An 18,913-nucleotide genomic window follows, 5' to 3' on the forward strand; every position below is an offset into this window, starting at 1 on the left:
GGTCGCGACCGGACCAAATCGGACGAACTGGCAGCGCATCGCGTTGAAAGCGCCTCGCGGCGTCCCTATAGAAGAACATACTGGATTTTGCGCCGAAATGCCGGCGCTTGAGGGAATTCCAAGCGAAAGGACATTTATGCCCTGGAACGATAAAAGTGGCGGTGGCGGCGGCCCATGGGGCGGCGGCGGCAATCAAGGACCCTGGGGGCAGGGACCAAAGGGACCGAGCGGCCCGCAGGGCTCGCCTCCCGATCTTGAAGACATCATCCGCCGCGGCCAGGACCGGCTGCGGCGCGCCCTGCCAGGTGGCGGCGGCGCAAGCCCGGCTATCTTCGCACTGATCGCGGCGGCACTTGTGGTGCTGTGGGCCTTCAAAGCGGTTTACACCGTGCAGCCCGACGAGGTCGCGGTCGAACTGCGCTTCGGTAAGCCGAAGGCCGAGCTGTCGCAGCCGGGCCTGCATTTCCATTGGTGGCCGCTCGAAACGGTCGAGACGGCCAAGATTTCCGAGCAACTCGTCGATATCGGCGGCGGTGGCGCGACGAGTGGCAACACCTCCGGGCTGATGCTCACCGGCGACCAGAACATCGTCAACGTGCAGTTCTCGGTGGCCTATCAGGTCTCCGACCCGAGGTCGTACCTGTTCGACGTGTCCGACCCCGACGGCATGCTGCGGCAGGTCGCCGAAAGCGCCATGCGCGAAGCCGTCGGCCGCCGGCCGGCGCAGGACATCTTCCGCGACGACCGCCAGGGCATCGCCGCCTCGGTGCGTGAAATCATCCAGACAACGCTGGACGGCTACAAGGCCGGTCTCAACGTCAATGCCGTCTCGATCGAGGATGCGGCACCGCCACGCGAAGTCGCCGATGCGTTCGACGAGGTGCAGCGCGCCGAACAGGACGAAGACAAGTTTGTCGAGCAGGCCAACCAATACTCCAACCAGAAGCTCGGCCAGGCGCGCGGCGAAGCCGCACAGGTCCGCGAAGACGCGGCCGCCTACAAGAACCGGGTCGTGCAGGAAGCTGAAGGTGAGGCACAGCGCTTCATCTCGGTCTATGACGAATATGCCAAGGCGCCCGACGTGACGCGCAAGCGCCTCTACCTGGAAACCATGGAGAGGGTTCTGAAGGATTCTAGCAAGGTGATCGTCGAGCAGGGCAACGGCCAAGGTGTCGTTCCCTATCTGCCACTGCCGGCATTGCAGCCGAAGGCGCAGGCACCGGCCACGCCTGGTGGCATTACGGGAGGTAACCAATGATGGCCAACCGTCTTCCCGTCATCGTCATCGCAGCGGCCGTCATCCTGTTCCTGCTCTATTCGTCGGTCTTCGTGGTCAATGCGCGCCAGCAGGCGCTTGTGCTCAGGTTCGGCGAGATCGTCGACGTCAAAAGCGAGCCCGGCATCTACTTCAAGGCGCCGTTCTCGTTCTTCGACGCCGATACGGTGCAACTGATCGAGAACCGGGTGCTGCGCTTTGATCTCGACAACATCCGTGTCCAGGTGTCGGGCGGCAAGTTCTATGAGGTCGACGCCTTCATCGCCTACCGCATCTCGGATCCGCGCGTCTTCCGCTCCGCCGTATCCGGTCAGATCGAACTGGCCGAAGCGCGACTGAGGACACGTCTCGACGCTGCCTTGCGCCGCGTCTACGGTCTGCGCGATTTCGAGGCCGCGCTCTCCGAACAGCGTGCCGTGATGATGCGCGAAGTCCGCGATCAGCTTAGGCCAGACGCCACGTCGCTCGGCCTGCAGATAGAGGATGTCCGCATTCGTCGCACCGATCTCACCGCCGAGGTTTCGCAACAAACCTACGACCGCATGAAGGCGGAACGTCTGGCTGAGGCTGCGCGGCTGAGGGCGCGGGGCAATGAAGCGGCACAGCGCATCACGGCCCGCGCCGATCGCGAAGTGGTCGAGATCGTTGCCGAAGCTCAGAAAGAGTCGGAGATACTGCGCGGCGAGGGCGAAGCCCAGCGCAGTGCCACCTTCGCGGGAGCGTATCAGCGCGATCCGGCGTTCTTCGACTTCTACCGGTCGATGAACGCATATGGAGCGGCGCTGGACAACACCGGGACGACGATGGTGCTGTCGCCGAGTTCGGAGTTCTTCCGCTTCTTCCGCGATCCAGAAGGCAAGGAGGCGCCGGCGAAACCGGGGTCGGCTGCGCCAACCCCGCCGGCGACGGCACCTGCCGCACCGGCGGTACAGCCCAGCACCGGCCAGTAGCGGCCGGTGCAGGATTTTCTCGCCGCCATCGGCCTCGTCCTTGTCATAGAGGGTCTGGTCTATGGCGGCTTTCCCGGCCTTGCCAGGAGGCTTGCAACCGAAGTGCTGTCGCTGCCCGAGAATGCGTTGCGGATTGCCGGGCTGGCTGCGATCGCCATCGGCGTCGGGATCGTCTGGCTGGTGCGAGGTATATGAGGCCGGTGAGCTTCGGTTTTCGGGATACTGGTTTCGATCCGCGATACGAGCCTCGGTCCCGGGGATAACGGATGATTTATCCTCTGCCGATAGTCATAGCCGCAAACGTGCCGTATTTTTTGCCAACATGGCGCGACGCGGCGTTTTCGTCGAAGCGCTTTTCTTTTCAGGAATACCGGGAGGCTTCTCGATGACATCCAACATAATTTTGCGCGCGGCACGGCGGACGTTCATCGCGGGCGCTGCGGCACTTCTTGTCAGCGCCGTCGCTGTCCCGTCCTTCGTGACACCGACATTTGCCGCTGACGGACCTGCTTCGGTCGCCGATCTGGCGCAAGGCCTGCTCGGCGCGGTGGTCAACATCTCGACCTCGCAGACGGTGAAGGGTACCGAAGGTCCGGGTGCCGTGCCGATGCCGCAGCTGCCAGAGGGTTCGCCCTTCCAGGACTTCTTCGACGATTTCTTCAAGAACCGCGGCGGCGACAAGGACAATAGCGGGCAGAAAGTGCAGTCGCTGGGCTCCGGGTTCGTCGTCGATGCCGAGCAAGGCATCGTCGTCACCAACAACCACGTGATCGCCGACGCCGACGACATCGAAGTCAATTTCTCCGACGGCATTACCTTGAAGGCAACGCTGGTCGGCACCGACACCAAGACAGATGTCGCGGTGCTGAAGGTCGATCCGAAAGGACACAAGCTGACGGCGGTGAAGTTTGGCGATTCCACCAAGATGCGTGTCGGCGACTGGGTGATGGCGATCGGCAATCCGTTCGGCCTCGGCGGCACTGTGACGGTCGGTATCGTCTCGGCCCGCAACCGCGATATCAATTCCGGCCCCTATGACGACTTCATCCAGACCGATGCCGCGATCAATCGCGGCAATTCCGGCGGCCCGCTGTTCAACAGCGCCGGCGAGGTCATAGGCATCAACACCGCCATCATTTCGCCGTCCGGCGGCTCGATCGGCATCGGCTTCTCCATTCCCTCGCAGCTCGCCTCGGGCGTGGTCGACCAGTTGCGCCAGTTCGGCGAGACGCGGCGCGGTTGGCTCGGCGTGCGTATCCAGCCGGTGACCGAAGACATCGCCGAGAGCCTCGGCATGGTGACTGCCAAGGGCGCGCTGGTTGCCGGCGTCATCAAGGGTGGTCCGGTCGACAATGGCACAGTTCAGGCCGGCGACGTCATCCTGAAATTCGACGGCAAGGACATTCATGAAATGCGCGATCTGCCGCGCGTCGTCGCCGAAAGCCCGGTCGGCAAGGCGGTCGACGTGCTGATTGTGCGCAAGGGCGTCGAGCAGACCGTGAAAGTGACGCTCGGGCGGCTCGAGGACGGCGAAAAGCTCGCCAGCGGCGAACAGGGTGGCAACACCGATCAGGACAAGAGTGAAAAGGCCCCGGCCGTTTCCACGGCCTCGGTGCTCGGGATGACGGTCGGCGAACTGAACGACGAGACGCGCAAGAAGTTCAGCATTGCGGGCGATGTTTCCGGCGTCGTCATCACCGACGTCACCAAGGACTCTGCTGCCGCCGAACGCGGTATCCAGCCGGGCGAAGTGATTACCGAGATCGCACAGGAATCGGTCGCCACGCCCAAGGATGTTATGGACCGGATCGGCGCCTTGAAGGAACAGGGACGCAAGAATGCGCTCTTGATGCTGGCGTCGAAGACCGGCGAGCTCAGGTTCGTCACGATCCGGATGGACTGAAGTCCGGAAGGATCCGGCAGAATTCTCATCTAGAATGGAAGGGCGGCTAGCGGGCCGCCCTTTTTCTTCTTTGCTCCCAAGCGGCGCGGGAGAGCCGGTAGAACACATGTCGCTTGAGCGCGGGCTGGCTGGCGGGAATGCCGGGGTGGTCGAAGTCGGCGGACGGGTCGGCAGTCATGCCGAGGCGCTCCATGACGGCTGTGGAGCGGCGGTTGTTCCCGACGGCAAAGGAGACGATCTCGCCAAGGCCGAGCGTTTCGAAGCCGTAGTCCAGCCAGGCTTCCGAGGCCTCAGTGACATAGCCCTTGCCCCAGAATTCAGGCGCCAGCCGCCAGCCGATCTCGATGGTACCCGCTGGCAGGAACGGCATATGGTCGGTTCCGGTGATGCCGACAAAGCCGATGCACTCACCGGTGGTGATGATCTCGGCGGCGGCAAAGCCATAGCCGTCGCGGTCGATCACGCCTCGCCACTCGTCCATCTTGGCATCCGTGGCGGCGCGGTCGTGGCGGAACGGAAAGAATTCCATCACCTGTTCGTCGGAGTTGATCCGGTGGAACAGTTCACGGTCGCGATCCTCCCAGTTGCGCAGGATCAGACGCTCGGTACGCATTGGTTTCATTGCACAAACTCTTCCTGCCTGTAGCCTTGCAAATAGAGCAATGCGGTCAGATCGCCATGGTCGATGCGAACCTTTGCCTGTGCCGCCACCGTCGGCTTGGCATGAAGCGCAACACCGGTGCCGGCCAGGCGGATCATGTCGAGATCATTGGCGCCGTCGCCGACGGCGATGACGTCAAAGGGCGTCAGACCAAGGCGCGCTGAAATTTCGATCAGCGCTTCGGCCTTGGCGGCGCGGCCGAGGATCGGTTCACCGACCAGCCCGGTGAAGCGGCCATCCTGTTCGAGCAGGCGGTTGGCGCGGTTCTCGTGGAAGCCAAGCATGGCCGCGATTCGCGTCGTGAAGACCTCGAAGCCGCCGGACACGAGTGCCGTCCAGGCGCCGTTGGCGCGCATGGTCTGAACCAGCGCGCGGCCGCCTGAGGCCAGCGTCAGACGATTGGCGACGATGCGGTCGACCACGGCGGCGTCGAGGGCTTTCAGCAGTGCCACTCGCTCGCGCAGAGCCGGTTCGAAAGCGATCTCGCCGTTCATCGATCGCGCGGTGATGGTGGCGACACGGTCCTTGACGCCGATCTCGTCGGCCAGCTCGTCGATGCATTCCTGGTCGATCATGGTTGAGTCCATGTCGGCCATGAGGATCTTTTTGCGGCGGGTCTCGGCCCGCTGGACGATTACGTCGACCGCCTCGGTGGCGAGTGCCGTGCGCAAGGCGGCACTCGTGTCGGCGGCGTCAGCAATCTCAGGCAGCACAAGATCGCAGGCAATTCCTTCGGCAAGCCAGACAACAGCGCTTGCGCCGACTGACCGTGACGCCATATTCGCAAGCGACAGCGACAAGGCGCGGTCAGCGGGATGGGAAACAAGCGTGGCGATGAGCGGCATGGAACATTCCGGCGAACATGCGGACGAGGGCCGCGTGAAGAACGCGATCCTGATAGCCGGGCCGACCGCCAGCGGCAAGTCGGCGCTGGCGCTCGATCTGGCCGAGCGCAAGGACGGCGTGATCGTCAATGCCGATTCCATGCAAGGCTATTCGGTGCTCGATGTGCTGACCGCTCGGCCAGAGGCGGCCGACCTCGCCCGCGCGCCGCATTTTCTCTACGGCCATGTCCACCCGGCCACAGCCTATTCCACCGGCGCATGGCTGCGCGACGTGATGAAGCTGATCGACGACGGTGCGCTTTCCGAACGGCCCGCAATTTTTGTCGGCGGTACCGGGCTCTACTTCCGCGCGTTGGCCGAGGGCATTTCGGAAATGCCCGATATTCCGCAGCGGATTCGGGACCGCTGGCGCTACGAACTTAAGGAGCAGGGCGCCGTCAAGCTGCACAGCCTGCTGCTGCGCGAGGATTCGGCGGCCGCCATGATGCTCAAGCCAACCGATAGCCAGCGCATCGTGCGGGCATTGGAGGTGCTCGACGCGTCGGGCCGTTCGATCCGGGAATGGCAGGCAGAACGCGGCCGGCCACTCATAGACAGGGAGACCGCGCATTTCTTCGTGATCGAGCCGGACCGGGCGGCGCTGGTCGACCGCATCGAAAAACGCTTCGACCAGATGTTGGACAAGGGCGCGCTGGACGAGGTCAAACGGCTATCGGCGCTTGGCCTCGATCCCCAGTTGCCGGCAATGAAGGCGATTGGCGTTCGTGAACTGCTGGCCGCGATGGCCGGAGAGATTGGCTTTCCCGAGGCGATCGAACGCGCCAAGATCGCCACCAGGCAATATTCCAAGCGGCAAACGACCTGGTTCAGGCATCAACTGGGGCCGGAATGGCTGAGATTGCGCCCCGGTGATGATCTGGAAACCACGATCTGATTGGCTGTTTCAATTGCAACCTAAAAAGTTTATCTGCAAGGAAAGGTTCTCGTTGCGGTTGTCCAAATTAACCCTCCGTAAGCCCTCCCATGCCATAAGGTCAGTGGGGTACTTTCCAGCGGGGAGCAGATGCGTTTCCACAAGGCGGAATCAGCATTTTTCGTCTTTATCTTCGTGATCCTGGCCGCCGGCCTGGTGACGCTGCATGCCTATGGCCTTCTGCAATCCTTCGCCACCGAGTTGCATACGGCTTCGGGTCTGGACAAGGTCATTTATCTCAACAAGCTTTTGTTCGCGACCGGAGTGCTTTTGGCCACCGCGCTGTTCTTCGGCATTTTCTTCATCTACCCGCTGATCCGAAAACAGGCGACAGAAGAAGGCAAGCTACGTGCCATGACGGTCTCGCTCAGCGCGCGCTCGGAAACTTTCGAGCATGCGGCGCTGACCGACGGCCTGACCGGCATGCAGAACCGGCGTTATTTCGATGACGCGCTGAAGGAGTATCTCGAGGAGTTCCGGCGCATCGAAAAACCAGTCGGGCTGATGATCCTGGATCTCGATCATTTCAAGCAGGTCAACGATACTCACGGCCATGATGTCGGCGACGAGGTGCTCAAGGCCGTCGCGAACTGTCTCAAGGATATGACACGCTACCACGACGTGGTGGCGCGTTTGGGTGGCGAGGAGTTCGCCGTGGTCACGCCCAACATGGACGCCGACCTTCTGGGCAAGTTTGCCGAGCGGATCCGCAAGGCGATCGCCAACATGTCGGTGCTGTCGGGCAATGTCCGCCTCAAGATCACCACCAGCGTCGGGCTTGCCGTCTGGGACCGCAACGAATCGGCGGAGGAGTTCTATCGCCGGGCAGACCGCCAGCTCTATGAGGCGAAGAGGCAAGGCCGCAACCGCGTCTGCGCCTAAAATCCCGAAGAAGAATTCATGAGGCCGGTCGCCTGGCGCGGCCTTCTCGACTTCCGGTGCTCACGGACTAAATGTCCGTTCCGCTCCGGCTTCTCAAAAGCCACATCATGCAACTCGGCCTGATGAATTCTCTTTCGGGATTTACCCAGACATGCCAACGAAGCTGAGCCCTGGAACCTTGGCGCCGTTCTCACTCAACCGGCAGAACAGCAGAGCCCGCAGGCTCAATCGTTTTGCGGGCGCAGGCCGAAGGTCGCGGGCTTGAGACCGTAGCGCATGTCGAAATCATCGTCCGATGGCGCGCGAGTGGTGGGTGGCTTGCGGTAGTCGGGATCGCCAGCCTGGCGGCCTGAATCGACGACTTCCGCGAAGGCCATCGCCTGCTGCGTTGGTTTCGGCACGTTGCGCAGTCGTTCGACGATTGCCACCAGATCGACATCGTCGCCTGACTTCGCAGAGGCGGCCTGTTCGCGCTTGGCCGTGCCCGGGAGCAGCTCGCTCGGCAGTTTTTCGAACTTCAGCCGCATGGTCGACGCCACGCCTTCGCCGAAGGCGATGGCTTCGCGCTGGCCCATGGAGGACAAGAAGGCAAGCGTCGAGGCGGAAGAGTCGGCAATCGCCGAACGGATGATCGCCTGGTCCTGCTCATTGGCAAGCCGCATGGCGAAGAAGGTCGAGCATTGCGACAGGATGGTCGGGTCGAGCTCGCCCGGGCGCTGGGTGACGACGCCAAGATAGCAGCCATATTTGCGGCCTTCCTTGGCGATGCGCGACAGCGCGTGCCTGGTCGGCGCAAAGCCGAGGCGCGGATCGGCCGGCATGTAGCGGTGCGCTTCTTCGCACAAAAACAGAAGCTGCAGCTTGCCTTCGCTCCACAAAGCGAGATCGAAGGCCAGGCGCGCCAGAACCGAGCAGACGGAATTGACCACTTCGGACGGCATGCCGGCCATCTCGAAGCAGGTCACCGGGCGGCCATGATGCGGCACGCGGAAGATGTTGCCGATCGTTTCGTGGATGGTGTCCTCGATCAGGCGCGAGTTGAACATGAAGCGGTAGCGTGGGTCGGCCGCCGCCGATTCGATGCGCGTCTTCAGCGATCTGAGCGTCGGGCGATCGGCCTTGCTTTCGAGCATGCCCATCCGCTCGTCGATCTGCTTGAGGAGGTCGGCGATCCGGTAAGGCACCGGCGTATCGGCGGTCAGCGCATCGTTGCCGCGCCGCAGATAGGCGCCGGAATTCGGATTGCGGTAGAGGTTCTTGGCGGCCGGGATGAGGTCGCGCAAGGCATCGATTTCTTCCGGCTCCGTCTCGCGGCCACGGAACAGCACCTCGGCGAATTCCTCCAGCGTGAACATCCAGAACGGAAGATCCAAGGTTTTGGAATCGACCCTGACACAGTATTCGGGCAGCGACGCCGCGAACTCATTGTGCGGGTCGAGGATCAGGATGCGCAGGTCGGGTCGCGCCGCGATCGATTTGCGCAGCAGCAGCGAGACGGCGGTGGACTTGCCGACACCGGTGGTGCCGACAATGGCGAAGTGACGCGCCAGCGTATCGTCGATGGCGATGTTGGCGGCAATCGTTTCGTCCTGTGCCAGCGTACCGATGGTGATCGAATGACGCCCGGCGAGGTCATAGACAGCCTGCAGGTCACGGGTGCGGATGCGGTGCGCGACGGCGCCGATATGTGGGTAGGTGGTAATGCCACGGTCGAAGACCGGCTTGCCGCCGGGCTCTGTTGCATCACGCACTTCGCCGATCAGCTCGATGCTGACCTCGATGGCGTTCTGGCCCTCATTGCTCCAGGCGCGATCCGACTTGCCGATCCCGTAGACCAGGCCGACGGTTCGCGTGGGCCCGAGATTGATGGAAATCATCTTGCCGACCGTCCACAGGCCGGTCACCGCGCCGTCGACATCGTCCGCATAGGCGCTGATGGTGGCGCGTGCGCCGTCGCATTGCACGACATTGCCCAGGATGCGCCTGTCGCTCTGCTCGGCGTCGCGGCGCTCCTGCGATGTCGGTTCTCCAACGGAGGCTTCGCTTTCGACATACATGGACAGGCCAATCCCATTTCCCCTGGAGCATCGACCCTAGAGGAATCGGGTTAAGGCCCGATGAGGTCGGATGGTGTAGAGAGGATTAAGGGCCGCATGAAAATTGTCGCGAGGCACCTCTTTTGCGACGCCAATGTTTCGCTATAGTAGACGTATGGATGATATAGCGAACGACATTTCCTCGACGATCGGCCGAAGGATACACGCCGAAAGGATCATGCGGGACTGGTCCCTGGCCGAGCTTGCGGAGCGTTCCGGCGTCTCGAAAGCGATGCTGAGCACGATCGAGCGCGGCAAGACCAGTCCGACGGCGGCCCTTCTGGTGCGCGTCGCGGCGGCCTTCGGCCTGACTCTGTCGACCTTGATCGCGCGCGCGGAATTGCAAGGCGGCGGGCTGCTGCGCGAGGCCGACCAACCGGTGTGGCGCGACCCCGATACCGGCTATGTCAGACGGCACCTGTCGCCGGCTGGCGACATGCCGCTCGAACTCATCAGGGTGCAGCTGCCAGCGGGCACCAAAATCAGCTTTCCGGCCGCTTCCTACGCCTTCATCAAGCAGCAGATATGGCTGATTTCCGGGGTGCTCGAATTCGTCGAAGGCGAGGTGGTGCACAGGCTCGAACCCGGCGATTGCCTGGCGCTCGGGTCGCCGTCTGACTGCACCTTCCATGCCCTGGAGCGCGGTGCCGACTATCTCGTCGCGTTGGTCAGGGCCTGACATCATGGCAAAGAGACCAAAGCGCTCCCATAATGGGGGGCCGCCTCTCGATGAATACAAGGGCCCGCCATGGGGCAAAGGCGACCCTTACATCTTCCTTGCCTTGCAAGCCGCCCATGCCAAGGCATGGAAGGCGCCGAGCCGCGAGGTCATGCTGCTGCGCATGGACAAGGCCGAGCGGCTGGGCCTGACCTATGAGGAGTACACGCTCGAAATTCTCGAGCGTGGGCGGCATCTCGGGCACGAAGACGCCGAACGCATCAGCGCCATCAAGGCGGCGCGAAAGCTACGCCGCGTGCGCCACCTGGACTGACGGCAATGTGCCACGTCTATCGCAAACCACAGGACCTCATAAGCATGAACTCCATCGAGATCGGAACCCTGACCCCGACTGCCGAGACGCAAGACAAGCTGGCCGAATTGCTGGTCGCGACGGTGGCGGCCGGCGGATCGGTAAGCTTCATGCATCCGCTGGCGCCGCAGGCAGCCAGGGCATTCTGGGAGAAATCGCTAGCCGCGGCGGAAAGAGGGGAAAGAGCCGTGCTTGGCGCCTGGGACGGCGAGGTCCTGGTCGGCACAGTAACCTTGCTGCTCGACTGCCCGCCCAACCAGCCGCACCGGGCCGAGATCGCCAAGCTGATGACGCGGGTCGATCGTCGGGGCAGGGGTGTGGGGATGCGCCTGATGCGGGCCGCCGAGAGCCTTGCCGTCGAGAAGGGGCGGACGCTTCTCGTTCTCGATACGGCCGCTGACGAGGGCGCTTCAGGGCTCTACGAAAAGCTCGGCTTCACGCTGACCGGCGAGATACCGGACTATGCCCTGAAGCCGCATGGCGGGCTGACGGGCACGCTCATCTACTGGAAGCACATCGGGCCAATCTCGTAAGGTCATCCAATCGGGGAAGGAGGCAGGTGCAAGCCATGCCCCCTTCATGATGCTCAACTGGAATGGCGGTCGATTAGCCTTTGTGGTGGACCTGCTGCAGGCCGTAGACCGGCGTCGCGATGCCTTCGTGACGCGCCTTCAACTGCAGCGACAGGAACTGCGAATAGTGGCGTGACTGGTGCAAATTGCCGCCATGGAACCACAGCGCTTCCTGTTGCGTCGGCTTCCACATGTTACGCAACTCGCCTTCCCACGGGCCGGGATCCTTGGTGGTGTTCGAGCCGAGGCCCCAGCATTTGCCAACCTTGTCGGCGACGTCCCTGGAGATCAGATCGGCGGCCCAGCCGTTCATCGAGCCGTAGCCGGTGGCATAGACGATGAGGTCCGCGGGCAGTTCCGACCCGTCGCTGAGCAGAACCGAATGCTGCTTGATCTCCTCGACGTCGACGCCGCTCTTCAGCTTGATCGAACCATCGATGATCAGCTGCGAGGCGCCGACATCGATATAGTAACCAGAGCCGCGCCTCAGATACTTCATGAACAGGCCGGATTCATCGTCGCCCCAATCGAGCATGAAACCGGCCTTCTCCAAGCCCTTGTAGAATGCCGCGTCGCGTTTCTTCATCTCGGCATAGGCCGGGATCTGGAACTCGTGCAGGATCTTGTAGGGCAGCGAAGCAAAGATCAGGTCGGCCTTGGCCGTGGTGATGCCGTTCTGTAGCGCCTGCTCCGAATAGAGCGAACCCAGCCCGATTTCCATCAACGTGTCGGATCTGGAGATGTGGGTGGTCGAGCGCTGCACCATGGTGACGTCGGCACCGGCTTCCCAAAGTGCCGCGGCGATGTCATGGGCGGAATTGTTGGATCCGATGACAACGGCCTTTTTGCCGGCATAGGCGTCGGGACCCGGATGCTTCGAGGAGTGGTGCTGGTCGCCCTTGAAGGTCTCCATGCCCTTGAATTTCGGCAGATTGGCCTTGCCGGACTGTCCGGTCGCCAGCACCAGCTGCTTGGGCCTCAGCGTGATGTCCTTGCCGTCGCGGTGGACGACGACGGTCCACTCCTTTTTCTTCTCGTCATAGGACGCGCTCTTGGCCTCGGTCGAGGACCAGTAGTTCAGCTCCATCACCTTGGTGTACATTTCCAGCCAGTCGCCGATCTTGTCCTTGGGCGAGAAGACCGGCCAGTTCTTGGGGAAGTCGATATAGGGCAGATGGTCGTACCAGACCGGGTCATGCAGGCAGAGCGACTTGTAGCGCTTGCGCCAGCTGTCGCCGGCGCGCTCGTTCTTCTCGATGATGATCGTCGGCACGCCCAGTTGCCGCAGCCGCGCGCCGAGCGCGATGCCGCCCTGGCCGCCGCCGATGATGACCGTATAGGGCTGCGTCTTGAAGCCGAGTTCGGCGGCCTCCTTTTCGCGCTCTTCCTTCCAAGTCGGACGGTTCTTGCCCGAGCCATGTTTGGCGCCCATCGGCCGCGCGAAGCCCGCCGGCTCCTCGTGGCCCTTCAGCTCGACCATCGTGGTCAGCAGCGTCCAGATCTTGCCGTTCTTCAGCCTGATATGACCGAAACCGCGTGCAACTTCCGTCTCGAAGCTGATCCAGCCCTCGATCAGCCCGCCGCTCTCGGTCGCATCCTCGCCGTTGGCGATGGCAAAGTGTGACGGCTTGGTTTTCGACAGCTGGCTTTTCAGCATGTCGCGGACCTGGTCGCGGCCTTCCATGGTCTTGATGTTCCAGGTGAAGGTGACGAGGTCGCGCCAATAGCAATCCTCCTGAAAGCAATCGATCGCTTTCTCGATGTCATTGGCGGCCAGGGCGGCGCCGAATTGATCGAGCAGGTCGGACAGTTTCTTGTTTGGGGCCTTATCGAGCATCAGGGTTCCTCCCGTGAAATCCAGATCGTCATGATGGCTCAGCCCGACGTGCCGGCCGAACGATCAAGTATCGGCAAAGATGGTGGCCCTCGTCACGCCCCACCATAGTTTTCAGCGGTTTCAATGGCTTACCCGGAAATTGAGATCACCAAGCGGTTTTGGAACACCCAGCTGTTGGGAACGGACGCTCCGATTCCGAACGCCGGGACAATGCCGCGCCGGTCGCGCAAAATTGATGGTCATATGCCGCAATGCGGTCACCGGGGCTGACGACAACCGACCGGTGAGAAGCCGGGAAGCGGTGGCGGGCAACAGGGCGGTTCCCGGGGATTTTCTGGATGCGGAACTCTGGAGCCCGTTATGCAAGCATTTTCAGTTCATTCTATCGGCCGGCGCGGACGCGTCGCTGCCATGGCTCTGGTCATGGCCATGAGCGCGACCTTGACCAGCCCGCTGGTACTGCCCGGAACTCAGGCGCACGCGGCGGAAATTTCCGTTACCATCCGCGAAAGGCTTTCAAACTATGGCGGATGGCGAACCTCCGCGCGCTTCGGCGATGTCTGGGTTCCGACAGTCCGTACCGAATGGCGGCCCTACACCGAAGGTCACTGGGTCTGGACCGACGACGGCTGGTACTGGCAATCCACCGAGCCGTTCGGCGATGTCGTCTATCACTACGGCCGTTGGGCTTATGATCCCGATTTCGGCTGGGTGTGGATAGCCGGCGATCAATGGGCCCCAGCCTGGGTGGTCTGGCGCCAGGGCGGCAACGATGTCGGCTGGGCGCCGGCGCCGCCCGATGTCGACGTCGCCTTCGACGATGCCTGGTGGTGTTTCGTGCCGGTGGCGGCGATCGGCGCGGTCGATCTGGTCAGGGTGGTGCGGCCGGTTCAGGAAAACGTCGTCATCGTACGCAACACGACGATCATCAATCAGACTGTCGTGGTCAACAACGCGCCGCGTGTGCGGCTCGGCAATCAGGTCGTTGCGATCAATGCCGGGCCCAGGCTGCAGCAATTGCCGAAGCCCGTCATCGAATCGATCAGGGCGGCAAAAGTGGTTCCGCCCCGCAAAGGGGTGTTTGCCAGTGCAAGGCTCGATGCTTCCAAGGGCGCGGAGATCAAGAGGCTGGCAGGCAATGGAACGCCCGTCACCACGGCACCCAATGGAAACGGGCAAACTGTGGTGGGCCATGGCTCCAAGACGTCGATCGGCGATAAGGCCCTTTCTCCGGCCGCGGTGGCAGCGGGCAATCCGGGCGCCACCGTGCGCAAGCGCATGGTCGCCGGCAACGGTGCGAAGGCCGATGCGCTCAAGGCCCATGCCGACAAAACCTCCGGCAATGGGCGCATCGTTGTAAAATCGCGACCCAACCCGGCTTCGTCCAAGTCGGTTTCTAGCCAGCGCCTGACACGCGGGGCCGGGCCGCAAAGGCCGCACCAGCAGGCACTGGCCATGCGCATGTCCCAGCACCATGGTCCGGCCAAGGCGGCGCCTCACCGTCCACCGGCAAAGATGCAGGCCAGGAAGGTGTCCAAATGCGATCCGCGCGTTTCCCGCTGCAAGGCGCCGGGCTGATCACCGCAATCGCGCCGGCACACTGCACGTCCCGGCGCGATTTTTCCCGTTGACAGGCTGCCTTTCCCGCCCTTAGTGTCCGCCACCATGAAAACGGCACTCATTCTCGTAGGAAAGCGCATGGGCAAGGCGGTGTAACCGCCGGGCGAAAACCCCCCATGCGCAGACACAGGCTCCCTCGGGAGCCTTTTTTATTGCCTGAAACACGACTAAACGACCAGCAATCGCCTGACGGCGGACAGTACGGGACAAGACCGATGAGCAACGGAAAGAACGAGCGGCGTGAGATGACAGGCGCCGAAATGGTGGTGCAGGCGCTGAAGGACAATGGCGTCAAGCACGTCTTCGGCTATCCGGGTGGCGCTGTCCTTCCGATCTATGATGAGATCTTTCAGCAGGACGAGGTCGAGCACATCCTGGTGCGCCACGAGCAGGGCGCCGGCCATGCGGCGGAAGGCTACGCGCGCTCGACCGGCAAGGCCGGCGTGATGCTGGTGACTTCCGGTCCCGGCGCTACCAATGCGGTGACGCCGCTGCAGGACGCCTTGATGGATTCGATCCCGCTGGTCTGCCTGACCGGGCAGGTGCCGACCTCGCTGATCGGCTCCGACGCTTTTCAGGAATGCGATACGGTCGGCATCACGCGCCCCTGCACCAAGCACAACTGGCTGGTGAAGGACGTCAACGAACTCGCCGCGACCATCCACGAGGCTTTCCATGTCGCGACCACCGGCCGCCCCGGTCCGGTCGTCGTCGACATCCCAAAGGATGTGCAGTTCGCCAAGGGATTCTACGTCCCGCCGCAGATCGCGCCGCGCACCAGCTACCAGCCGAAGGTCCAGGGCGACCTGGACAAGATCAAGGCGGCGGTCGAGCTGATGGCCGGCGCCAAGAAGCCGATCATCTATAGCGGCGGCGGCGTCATCAATTCCGGCCCGGAAGCAAGCCATCTGCTGCGCGAGCTGGTCGATCTCACCGGTTTTCCGATCACCTCGACGCTGATGGGCCTCGGCGCCTATCCGGCATCGGGCAAGAACTGGATGGGCATGCTGGGCATGCACGGCACCTATGAAGCCAATATGGCCATGCATGATTGCGACGTGATGATCTGCATCGGCGCTCGGTTCGACGACCGTATCACCGGGCGGCTGACCGCGTTTTCGCCGAACTCGAAGAAGATCCATATCGACATCGATCCGTCGTCGATCAACAAGAACGTCCACACCGAGGTGCCGATCATCGGCGATGTCGGCCGGGTGCTGGAGGACATGGTGCGGCTGTGGCGGGCGAGCGCCAAGGCCGACAAGAAGGCGCTCTATCCCTGGTGGGAGCAGATCGCCAAATGGCGCGCGCGCGACTCGCTCGCCTACAAGATGAACAACGACGTGATCATGCCGCAATACGCCATCGAGCGGCTCTACGAACTGACCAAGGGCATGGACACCTACATCACCACCGAGGTCGGCCAGCACCAGATGTGGGCGGCGCAGCACTATCATTTCGAGAAGCCGAACCGCTGGATGACGTCAGGCGGGCTGGGCACGATGGGTTACGGCCTGCCGGCGGCACTCGGCGTGCAGATCGCGCATCCCGACGCGCTGGTCATCGACATCGCCGGCGATGCCTCGGTGCAAATGACGATGCAGGAAATGAGCGCTGCCGTGCAGCACGACGCGCCGATCAAGATCTTCATCTTGAACAACCAGTATATGGGCATGGTGCGGCAGTGGCAGCAGCTGCTGCACGGCAACCGGCTGTCGCATTCCTACACCGAGGCAATGCCGGACTTCGTCAAGCTGGCCGAGGCCTATGGTGGCCACGGCATTCGCTGCGAGAAGCCGGACGAGTTGGACGACGCCATCAAGGAGATGATCTCGGTGAAGAAGCCGGTGCTGTTCGATTGTCGCGTGGCGACGCTCGCCAACTGCTTCCCGATGATCCCATCGGGCAAGGCACACAACGAGATGCTGCTGCCCGACGAGGCGACCGACGAGGCGGTGGCCAACGCCATCGACGCCAAGGGCAGGGAACTGGTGTAGCCAGCAGAGCCGAAGCAGGGCTGTCGCAAGAAAGCCATGCCCAAACAAAGAATTAGCTCAAGAGCTTGAAATCGAGAATCACGTCATGAACGCACAGCTACAACCCACCGGTTCCGCCTATTTCATCGCCAAGGAAACGGAAAAGCCGGAGAACCACACGCTTTCCGTGCTGGTCGACAACGAGCCGGGCGTGCTTGCCCGGGTCATCGGCCTGTTTTCCGGTCGCGGCTACAACATCGAGAGCCTGACCGTTTCCGAGACCGAGCATGAGAAGCACCTGTCGCGCATCACCATCGTGACGCGCGGCACGCCGCATGTGCTGGAGCAGATCAAGCATCAGCTGGAGCGGATCGTGCCGGTGCACCGCGTCGTCGACCTGACCGTGCGCTCGCACGAATCCGGCCAGGAGCGGCCGCTGGAGCGCGAGCTGGCACTGGTCAAGGTTGCCGGCACCGGTGAGGCCCGTGTCGAGGCACTGCGGCTGGCCGACGCCTTCCGCGCCAGCGTCATTGACGCCAACACCGAGCATTTTATCTTCGAGATCACCGGCAAGGGGTCCAAGATCGACCAGTTCATCGCCATCATGAAGCCGCTCGGCCTGGTCGAAATCTGCCGCACCGGCGTGGCGGCGTTGAACCGCGGCCCACAGGCGATGTAAGCCCGCCGCATCGACAGTTTCGGCGGGGGGCCTGGTTCGACCAGGAGCCGGCCGCTGGCCTTTGCGCTGCCCTTACGAAGCGACAATAATGCTGACATATCTGGGAGGATATCATGTCGCTTGACGCATTCCTTGCCCTGCTTGTCTACGCCTTCGTGACCTCGATCACGCCGGGGCCGAACAACCTCATGCTTCTGGCATCGGGAGTGAATTTCGGCCTCGTCAGATCGGTTCCACACATGCTGGGCATCAGCATCGGTTTCCTGGTGCTGCTGGTCGCCGTGGGTCTTGGCCTGGGTGCGGTGCTTACGGCTTTCCCGGCGCTGCACACCGGATTGAAGATCGCCGGCGGTGCCTATCTGCTCTATCTCGCCTGGAAGATCGCCATGTCGCGCTCGCTCAGCGGCAAGGGCGAGACGAAGGCACGGCCGATGCGCTTCGTCGATGCGGCGGCGTTCCAGTGGGTCAATCCTAAGGCATGGGTGATGGCGATCACCGCCATGGCCGTCTACGCCAATCCTGAGCGTCCATTCCTGTCGGTGGTGTTGATCGCCGTGGCCTTCACCGTCGTCAATCTGCCAAGCGTCTCGGTGTGGGCGGGGTTCGGCACCGCGCTGCGCGGTTTCCTGTCGGACCCGGTGCGGCTGAAATGGTTCAACATCGCCATGGGCGTGCTGCTGGCGGCGACGCTCTGGCCGATGCTTAGATAGATCCGTCGGGCGCGGTCCGATCGTCCAAGACGGGATACGGCGCGCGCGGCGTGCCGTCTGAATGGCGACGAGGACCCTGCTTGCACATCCATTGTGCAGTGCACATTAAATCTTCGTAATGCCGTGTTTTGGCCCTTTTCCGACAAAGGCGTGTCCTATGTATTCGGCGAAATCGCGGCAATGAGCCGTGAGTTGCGCTAGTATACGACCACCTGGCTATGGCGTGTCGGACAGAGAGGGCCTTTTGTCGATGCGTGGAAAAGTCATTCTTTCATTGCTTGCGGTCGCCTGTGTCGGCGCGGCCTGGCTCTATCTGTCTCCGGACACGCTGAGCAGAGTTCAGCAACTTACCGGCGCAAAGCAGGTCGCGGCGGCGGACAAACCGGCAACCGACAAGCCGACGGCGGGGGACAAGTCGGCAGGTGGCGGCAGTGGCGCCCGCTCGGCCTCGATCCTCTCGGCCGTCGCCTCCACCGCCGATTTCCCGATCCGGCGCTATGCGATCGGTTTCGTCTCCTCTCCGGCGGTCGTCAGCATCAATGCGCGGGTATCCAGCCAGATCGTCTCGATCGACGTCAAGGACGGGCAGATGGTCAGGGTTGGCGACGTTCTGTTTTCGCTTGATGACCGGGCGCTGAAGGCGCAACTGGCCAAGGATCAGGCAGCGCTCGCCAAGGACCAGGCAATGCTCGCCAGCTCGCAGTCCGATCTGCAGCGCGCCAAGGATCTGGTCGCCAAGCAGGCCGGCACGCAGCAGACCTATGACCAGGCAGTCGCCCCGGGGGAGGCGGCCGCGGGGCCAGTCGCGGGCGCCCACGCGCCGAAGGACGCCGCCCACCGGCCGCCTGTGGGGCGTTTTCACCACTGGCGCGGGCCCCCGGATTGCGGGGGTTGGTCTAGGG

General features: G+C 62.7%; 18 protein-coding genes. 14 read left to right on the forward strand and 4 right to left on the reverse strand.

All coding sequences use genetic code 11. From position 1 onward, the window contains the following. The first annotated feature begins 136 nt into the window (after window positions 1-136). The 4 genes from hflK (at window position 137) to NKH57_RS26120 (ending at window position 4,129) form a co-directional block, all read left to right on the forward strand. Complete coding sequence (gene hflK, locus NKH57_RS26105) at window positions 137-1,258, forward strand: FtsH protease activity modulator HflK (protein ID WP_352603018.1); 1,122 nt, start codon at window positions 137-139, stop codon at window positions 1,256-1,258. Beyond that, the gene (gene hflC, locus NKH57_RS26110; RefSeq protein ID WP_352948589.1) at window positions 1,258-2,226 is read left to right on the forward strand and encodes a protease modulator HflC; all 969 of its coding nucleotides are present in this window, start codon (window positions 1,258-1,260) and stop codon (window positions 2,224-2,226) included. Before hflK ends, hflC begins: the two co-directional genes overlap by 1 nt. Before the next feature lie 6 nt (window positions 2,227-2,232). Next, window positions 2,233-2,421, forward strand: a complete 189-nt coding sequence (locus NKH57_RS26115; RefSeq protein WP_023757078.1) for a DUF2065 domain-containing protein — start codon at window positions 2,233-2,235, stop codon at window positions 2,419-2,421. Window positions 2,422-2,611: 190 nt separating this feature from the next. Next, window positions 2,612-4,129, forward strand: coding sequence for a DegQ family serine endoprotease (locus NKH57_RS26120; RefSeq protein ID WP_352948558.1), 1,518 nt, complete (start codon window positions 2,612-2,614; stop codon window positions 4,127-4,129). A gap of 46 nt (window positions 4,130-4,175) precedes the next feature. Here NKH57_RS26120 and NKH57_RS26125 read toward each other — a convergent pair whose 3' ends face one another. Together NKH57_RS26125 and serB are read right to left on the reverse strand one after the other, a co-directional pair. Further along, window positions 4,176-4,751 carry a GNAT family N-acetyltransferase gene (locus NKH57_RS26125; protein ID WP_023757080.1) on the reverse strand — a complete coding sequence of 192 codons (576 nt, stop codon included), beginning with the start codon at window positions 4,749-4,751 and terminating at the stop codon, window positions 4,176-4,178. Beyond that, on the reverse strand, window positions 4,748-5,635 hold the full coding sequence (gene serB, locus NKH57_RS26130) for a phosphoserine phosphatase SerB (protein WP_352603014.1): 888 nt from the start codon (window positions 5,633-5,635) through the stop codon (window positions 4,748-4,750). Before serB ends, NKH57_RS26125 begins: the two co-directional genes overlap by 4 nt. On the opposite strand from serB, the gene miaA reads away from it, so the two are divergent. Both miaA and NKH57_RS26140 read left to right on the forward strand, forming a co-directional pair. Then, window positions 5,625-6,569, forward strand: a complete 945-nt coding sequence (gene miaA, locus NKH57_RS26135) for a tRNA (adenosine(37)-N6)-dimethylallyltransferase MiaA (protein ID WP_352727669.1) — start codon at window positions 5,625-5,627, stop codon at window positions 6,567-6,569. The genes serB and miaA overlap by 11 nt on opposite strands. Before the next feature lie 129 nt (window positions 6,570-6,698). Continuing rightward, entirely contained in the window at window positions 6,699-7,490 is a 792-nt protein-coding gene (locus NKH57_RS26140) for a GGDEF domain-containing protein (protein WP_352948562.1), read from the forward strand. 224 nt (window positions 7,491-7,714) lie between these two features. Here NKH57_RS26140 and NKH57_RS26145 read toward each other — a convergent pair whose 3' ends face one another. Continuing rightward, window positions 7,715-9,547, reverse strand: a complete 1,833-nt coding sequence (locus tag NKH57_RS26145) for an ATP-binding protein (RefSeq protein WP_352948565.1) — start codon at window positions 9,545-9,547, stop codon at window positions 7,715-7,717. A 154-nt stretch (window positions 9,548-9,701) separates the two neighbouring features. On the opposite strand from NKH57_RS26145, the gene NKH57_RS26150 reads away from it, so the two are divergent. From NKH57_RS26150 to NKH57_RS26160, 3 genes are read left to right on the forward strand one after another with little or no spacing between them, the layout of a single operon-like run. Continuing rightward, the gene (locus tag NKH57_RS26150; protein ID WP_352948567.1) at window positions 9,702-10,265 is read left to right on the forward strand and encodes a helix-turn-helix domain-containing protein; all 564 of its coding nucleotides are present in this window, start codon (window positions 9,702-9,704) and stop codon (window positions 10,263-10,265) included. Between the two features lie 4 nt (window positions 10,266-10,269). Continuing rightward, on the forward strand, window positions 10,270-10,578 hold the full coding sequence (locus NKH57_RS26155; RefSeq protein ID WP_352948570.1) for a hypothetical protein: 309 nt from the start codon (window positions 10,270-10,272) through the stop codon (window positions 10,576-10,578). 44 nt (window positions 10,579-10,622) lie between these two features. Continuing rightward, window positions 10,623-11,150 carry a GNAT family N-acetyltransferase gene (locus NKH57_RS26160; RefSeq protein WP_352948572.1) on the forward strand — a complete coding sequence of 176 codons (528 nt, stop codon included), beginning with the start codon at window positions 10,623-10,625 and terminating at the stop codon, window positions 11,148-11,150. Between the two features lie 73 nt (window positions 11,151-11,223). Here the strand turns inward: NKH57_RS26160 and NKH57_RS26165 are convergent, their stop codons facing one another. Further along, entirely contained in the window at window positions 11,224-13,026 is a 1,803-nt protein-coding gene (locus NKH57_RS26165) for an NAD(P)-binding domain-containing protein (protein WP_352948574.1), read from the reverse strand. 360 nt (window positions 13,027-13,386) lie between these two features. Between NKH57_RS26165 and NKH57_RS26170 the strand changes: the two genes are divergently transcribed. From NKH57_RS26170 to NKH57_RS26190, 5 genes are all read left to right on the forward strand, one after another. Further along, entirely contained in the window at window positions 13,387-14,604 is a 1,218-nt protein-coding gene (locus tag NKH57_RS26170) for a DUF6600 domain-containing protein (protein ID WP_352948577.1), read from the forward strand. 257 nt (window positions 14,605-14,861) lie between these two features. Beyond that, window positions 14,862-16,643: an acetolactate synthase 3 large subunit gene (locus NKH57_RS26175; protein WP_352948580.1), complete on the forward strand. Its 1,782-nt coding sequence runs from the start codon at window positions 14,862-14,864 to the stop codon at window positions 16,641-16,643. A gap of 85 nt (window positions 16,644-16,728) precedes the next feature. Continuing rightward, on the forward strand, window positions 16,729-17,301 hold the full coding sequence (ilvN, locus tag NKH57_RS26180) for an acetolactate synthase small subunit (protein ID WP_023757090.1): 573 nt from the start codon (window positions 16,729-16,731) through the stop codon (window positions 17,299-17,301). Window positions 17,302-17,414: 113 nt separating this feature from the next. Next, on the forward strand, window positions 17,415-18,011 hold the full coding sequence (locus NKH57_RS26185) for a LysE family translocator (protein ID WP_352948583.1): 597 nt from the start codon (window positions 17,415-17,417) through the stop codon (window positions 18,009-18,011). A gap of 250 nt (window positions 18,012-18,261) precedes the next feature. After that, the coding region (locus NKH57_RS26190; RefSeq protein WP_352948586.1) for an efflux RND transporter periplasmic adaptor subunit at window positions 18,262-18,913 on the forward strand (652 nt) is incomplete at its 3' end.

It is taken from the genome of Mesorhizobium sp. M1050 (genome assembly GCF_040318715.1).
Taxonomy (GTDB): domain Bacteria; phylum Pseudomonadota; class Alphaproteobacteria; order Rhizobiales; family Rhizobiaceae; genus Mesorhizobium.

Excerpts from the sequence above, each read along its gene's own strand:
- NKH57_RS26120 (WP_352948558.1), top strand. The coding sequence starts at position 2,612 with ATGACATCCAACATAATTTTGCGCGCGGCACGGCGGACGTTCATCGCG.
- NKH57_RS26160 (WP_352948572.1), top strand. The coding sequence starts at position 10,623 with ATGAACTCCATCGAGATCGGAACCCTGACCCCGACTGCCGAGACGCAA.
- NKH57_RS26145 (WP_352948565.1), bottom strand. The coding sequence starts at position 9,547 with ATGTATGTCGAAAGCGAAGCCTCCGTTGGAGAACCGACATCGCAGGAG.
- hflC (WP_352948589.1), top strand. The coding sequence starts at position 1,258 with ATGGCCAACCGTCTTCCCGTCATCGTCATCGCAGCGGCCGTCATCCTG.
- NKH57_RS26185 (WP_352948583.1), top strand. The coding sequence starts at position 17,415 with ATGTCGCTTGACGCATTCCTTGCCCTGCTTGTCTACGCCTTCGTGACC.
- hflK (WP_352603018.1), top strand. The coding sequence starts at position 137 with ATGCCCTGGAACGATAAAAGTGGCGGTGGCGGCGGCCCATGGGGCGGC.
- NKH57_RS26170 (WP_352948577.1), top strand. The coding sequence starts at position 13,387 with ATGCAAGCATTTTCAGTTCATTCTATCGGCCGGCGCGGACGCGTCGCT.
- ilvN (WP_023757090.1), top strand. The coding sequence starts at position 16,729 with ATGAACGCACAGCTACAACCCACCGGTTCCGCCTATTTCATCGCCAAG.
- NKH57_RS26125 (WP_023757080.1), bottom strand. The coding sequence starts at position 4,751 with ATGAAACCAATGCGTACCGAGCGTCTGATCCTGCGCAACTGGGAGGAT.
- serB (WP_352603014.1), bottom strand. The coding sequence starts at position 5,635 with ATGCCGCTCATCGCCACGCTTGTTTCCCATCCCGCTGACCGCGCCTTG.
- NKH57_RS26165 (WP_352948574.1), bottom strand. The coding sequence starts at position 13,026 with ATGCTCGATAAGGCCCCAAACAAGAAACTGTCCGACCTGCTCGATCAA.
- miaA (WP_352727669.1), top strand. The coding sequence starts at position 5,625 with ATGAGCGGCATGGAACATTCCGGCGAACATGCGGACGAGGGCCGCGTG.
- NKH57_RS26175 (WP_352948580.1), top strand. The coding sequence starts at position 14,862 with ATGAGCAACGGAAAGAACGAGCGGCGTGAGATGACAGGCGCCGAAATG.
- NKH57_RS26150 (WP_352948567.1), top strand. The coding sequence starts at position 9,702 with ATGGATGATATAGCGAACGACATTTCCTCGACGATCGGCCGAAGGATA.
- NKH57_RS26155 (WP_352948570.1), top strand. The coding sequence starts at position 10,270 with ATGGCAAAGAGACCAAAGCGCTCCCATAATGGGGGGCCGCCTCTCGAT.
- NKH57_RS26140 (WP_352948562.1), top strand. The coding sequence starts at position 6,699 with ATGCGTTTCCACAAGGCGGAATCAGCATTTTTCGTCTTTATCTTCGTG.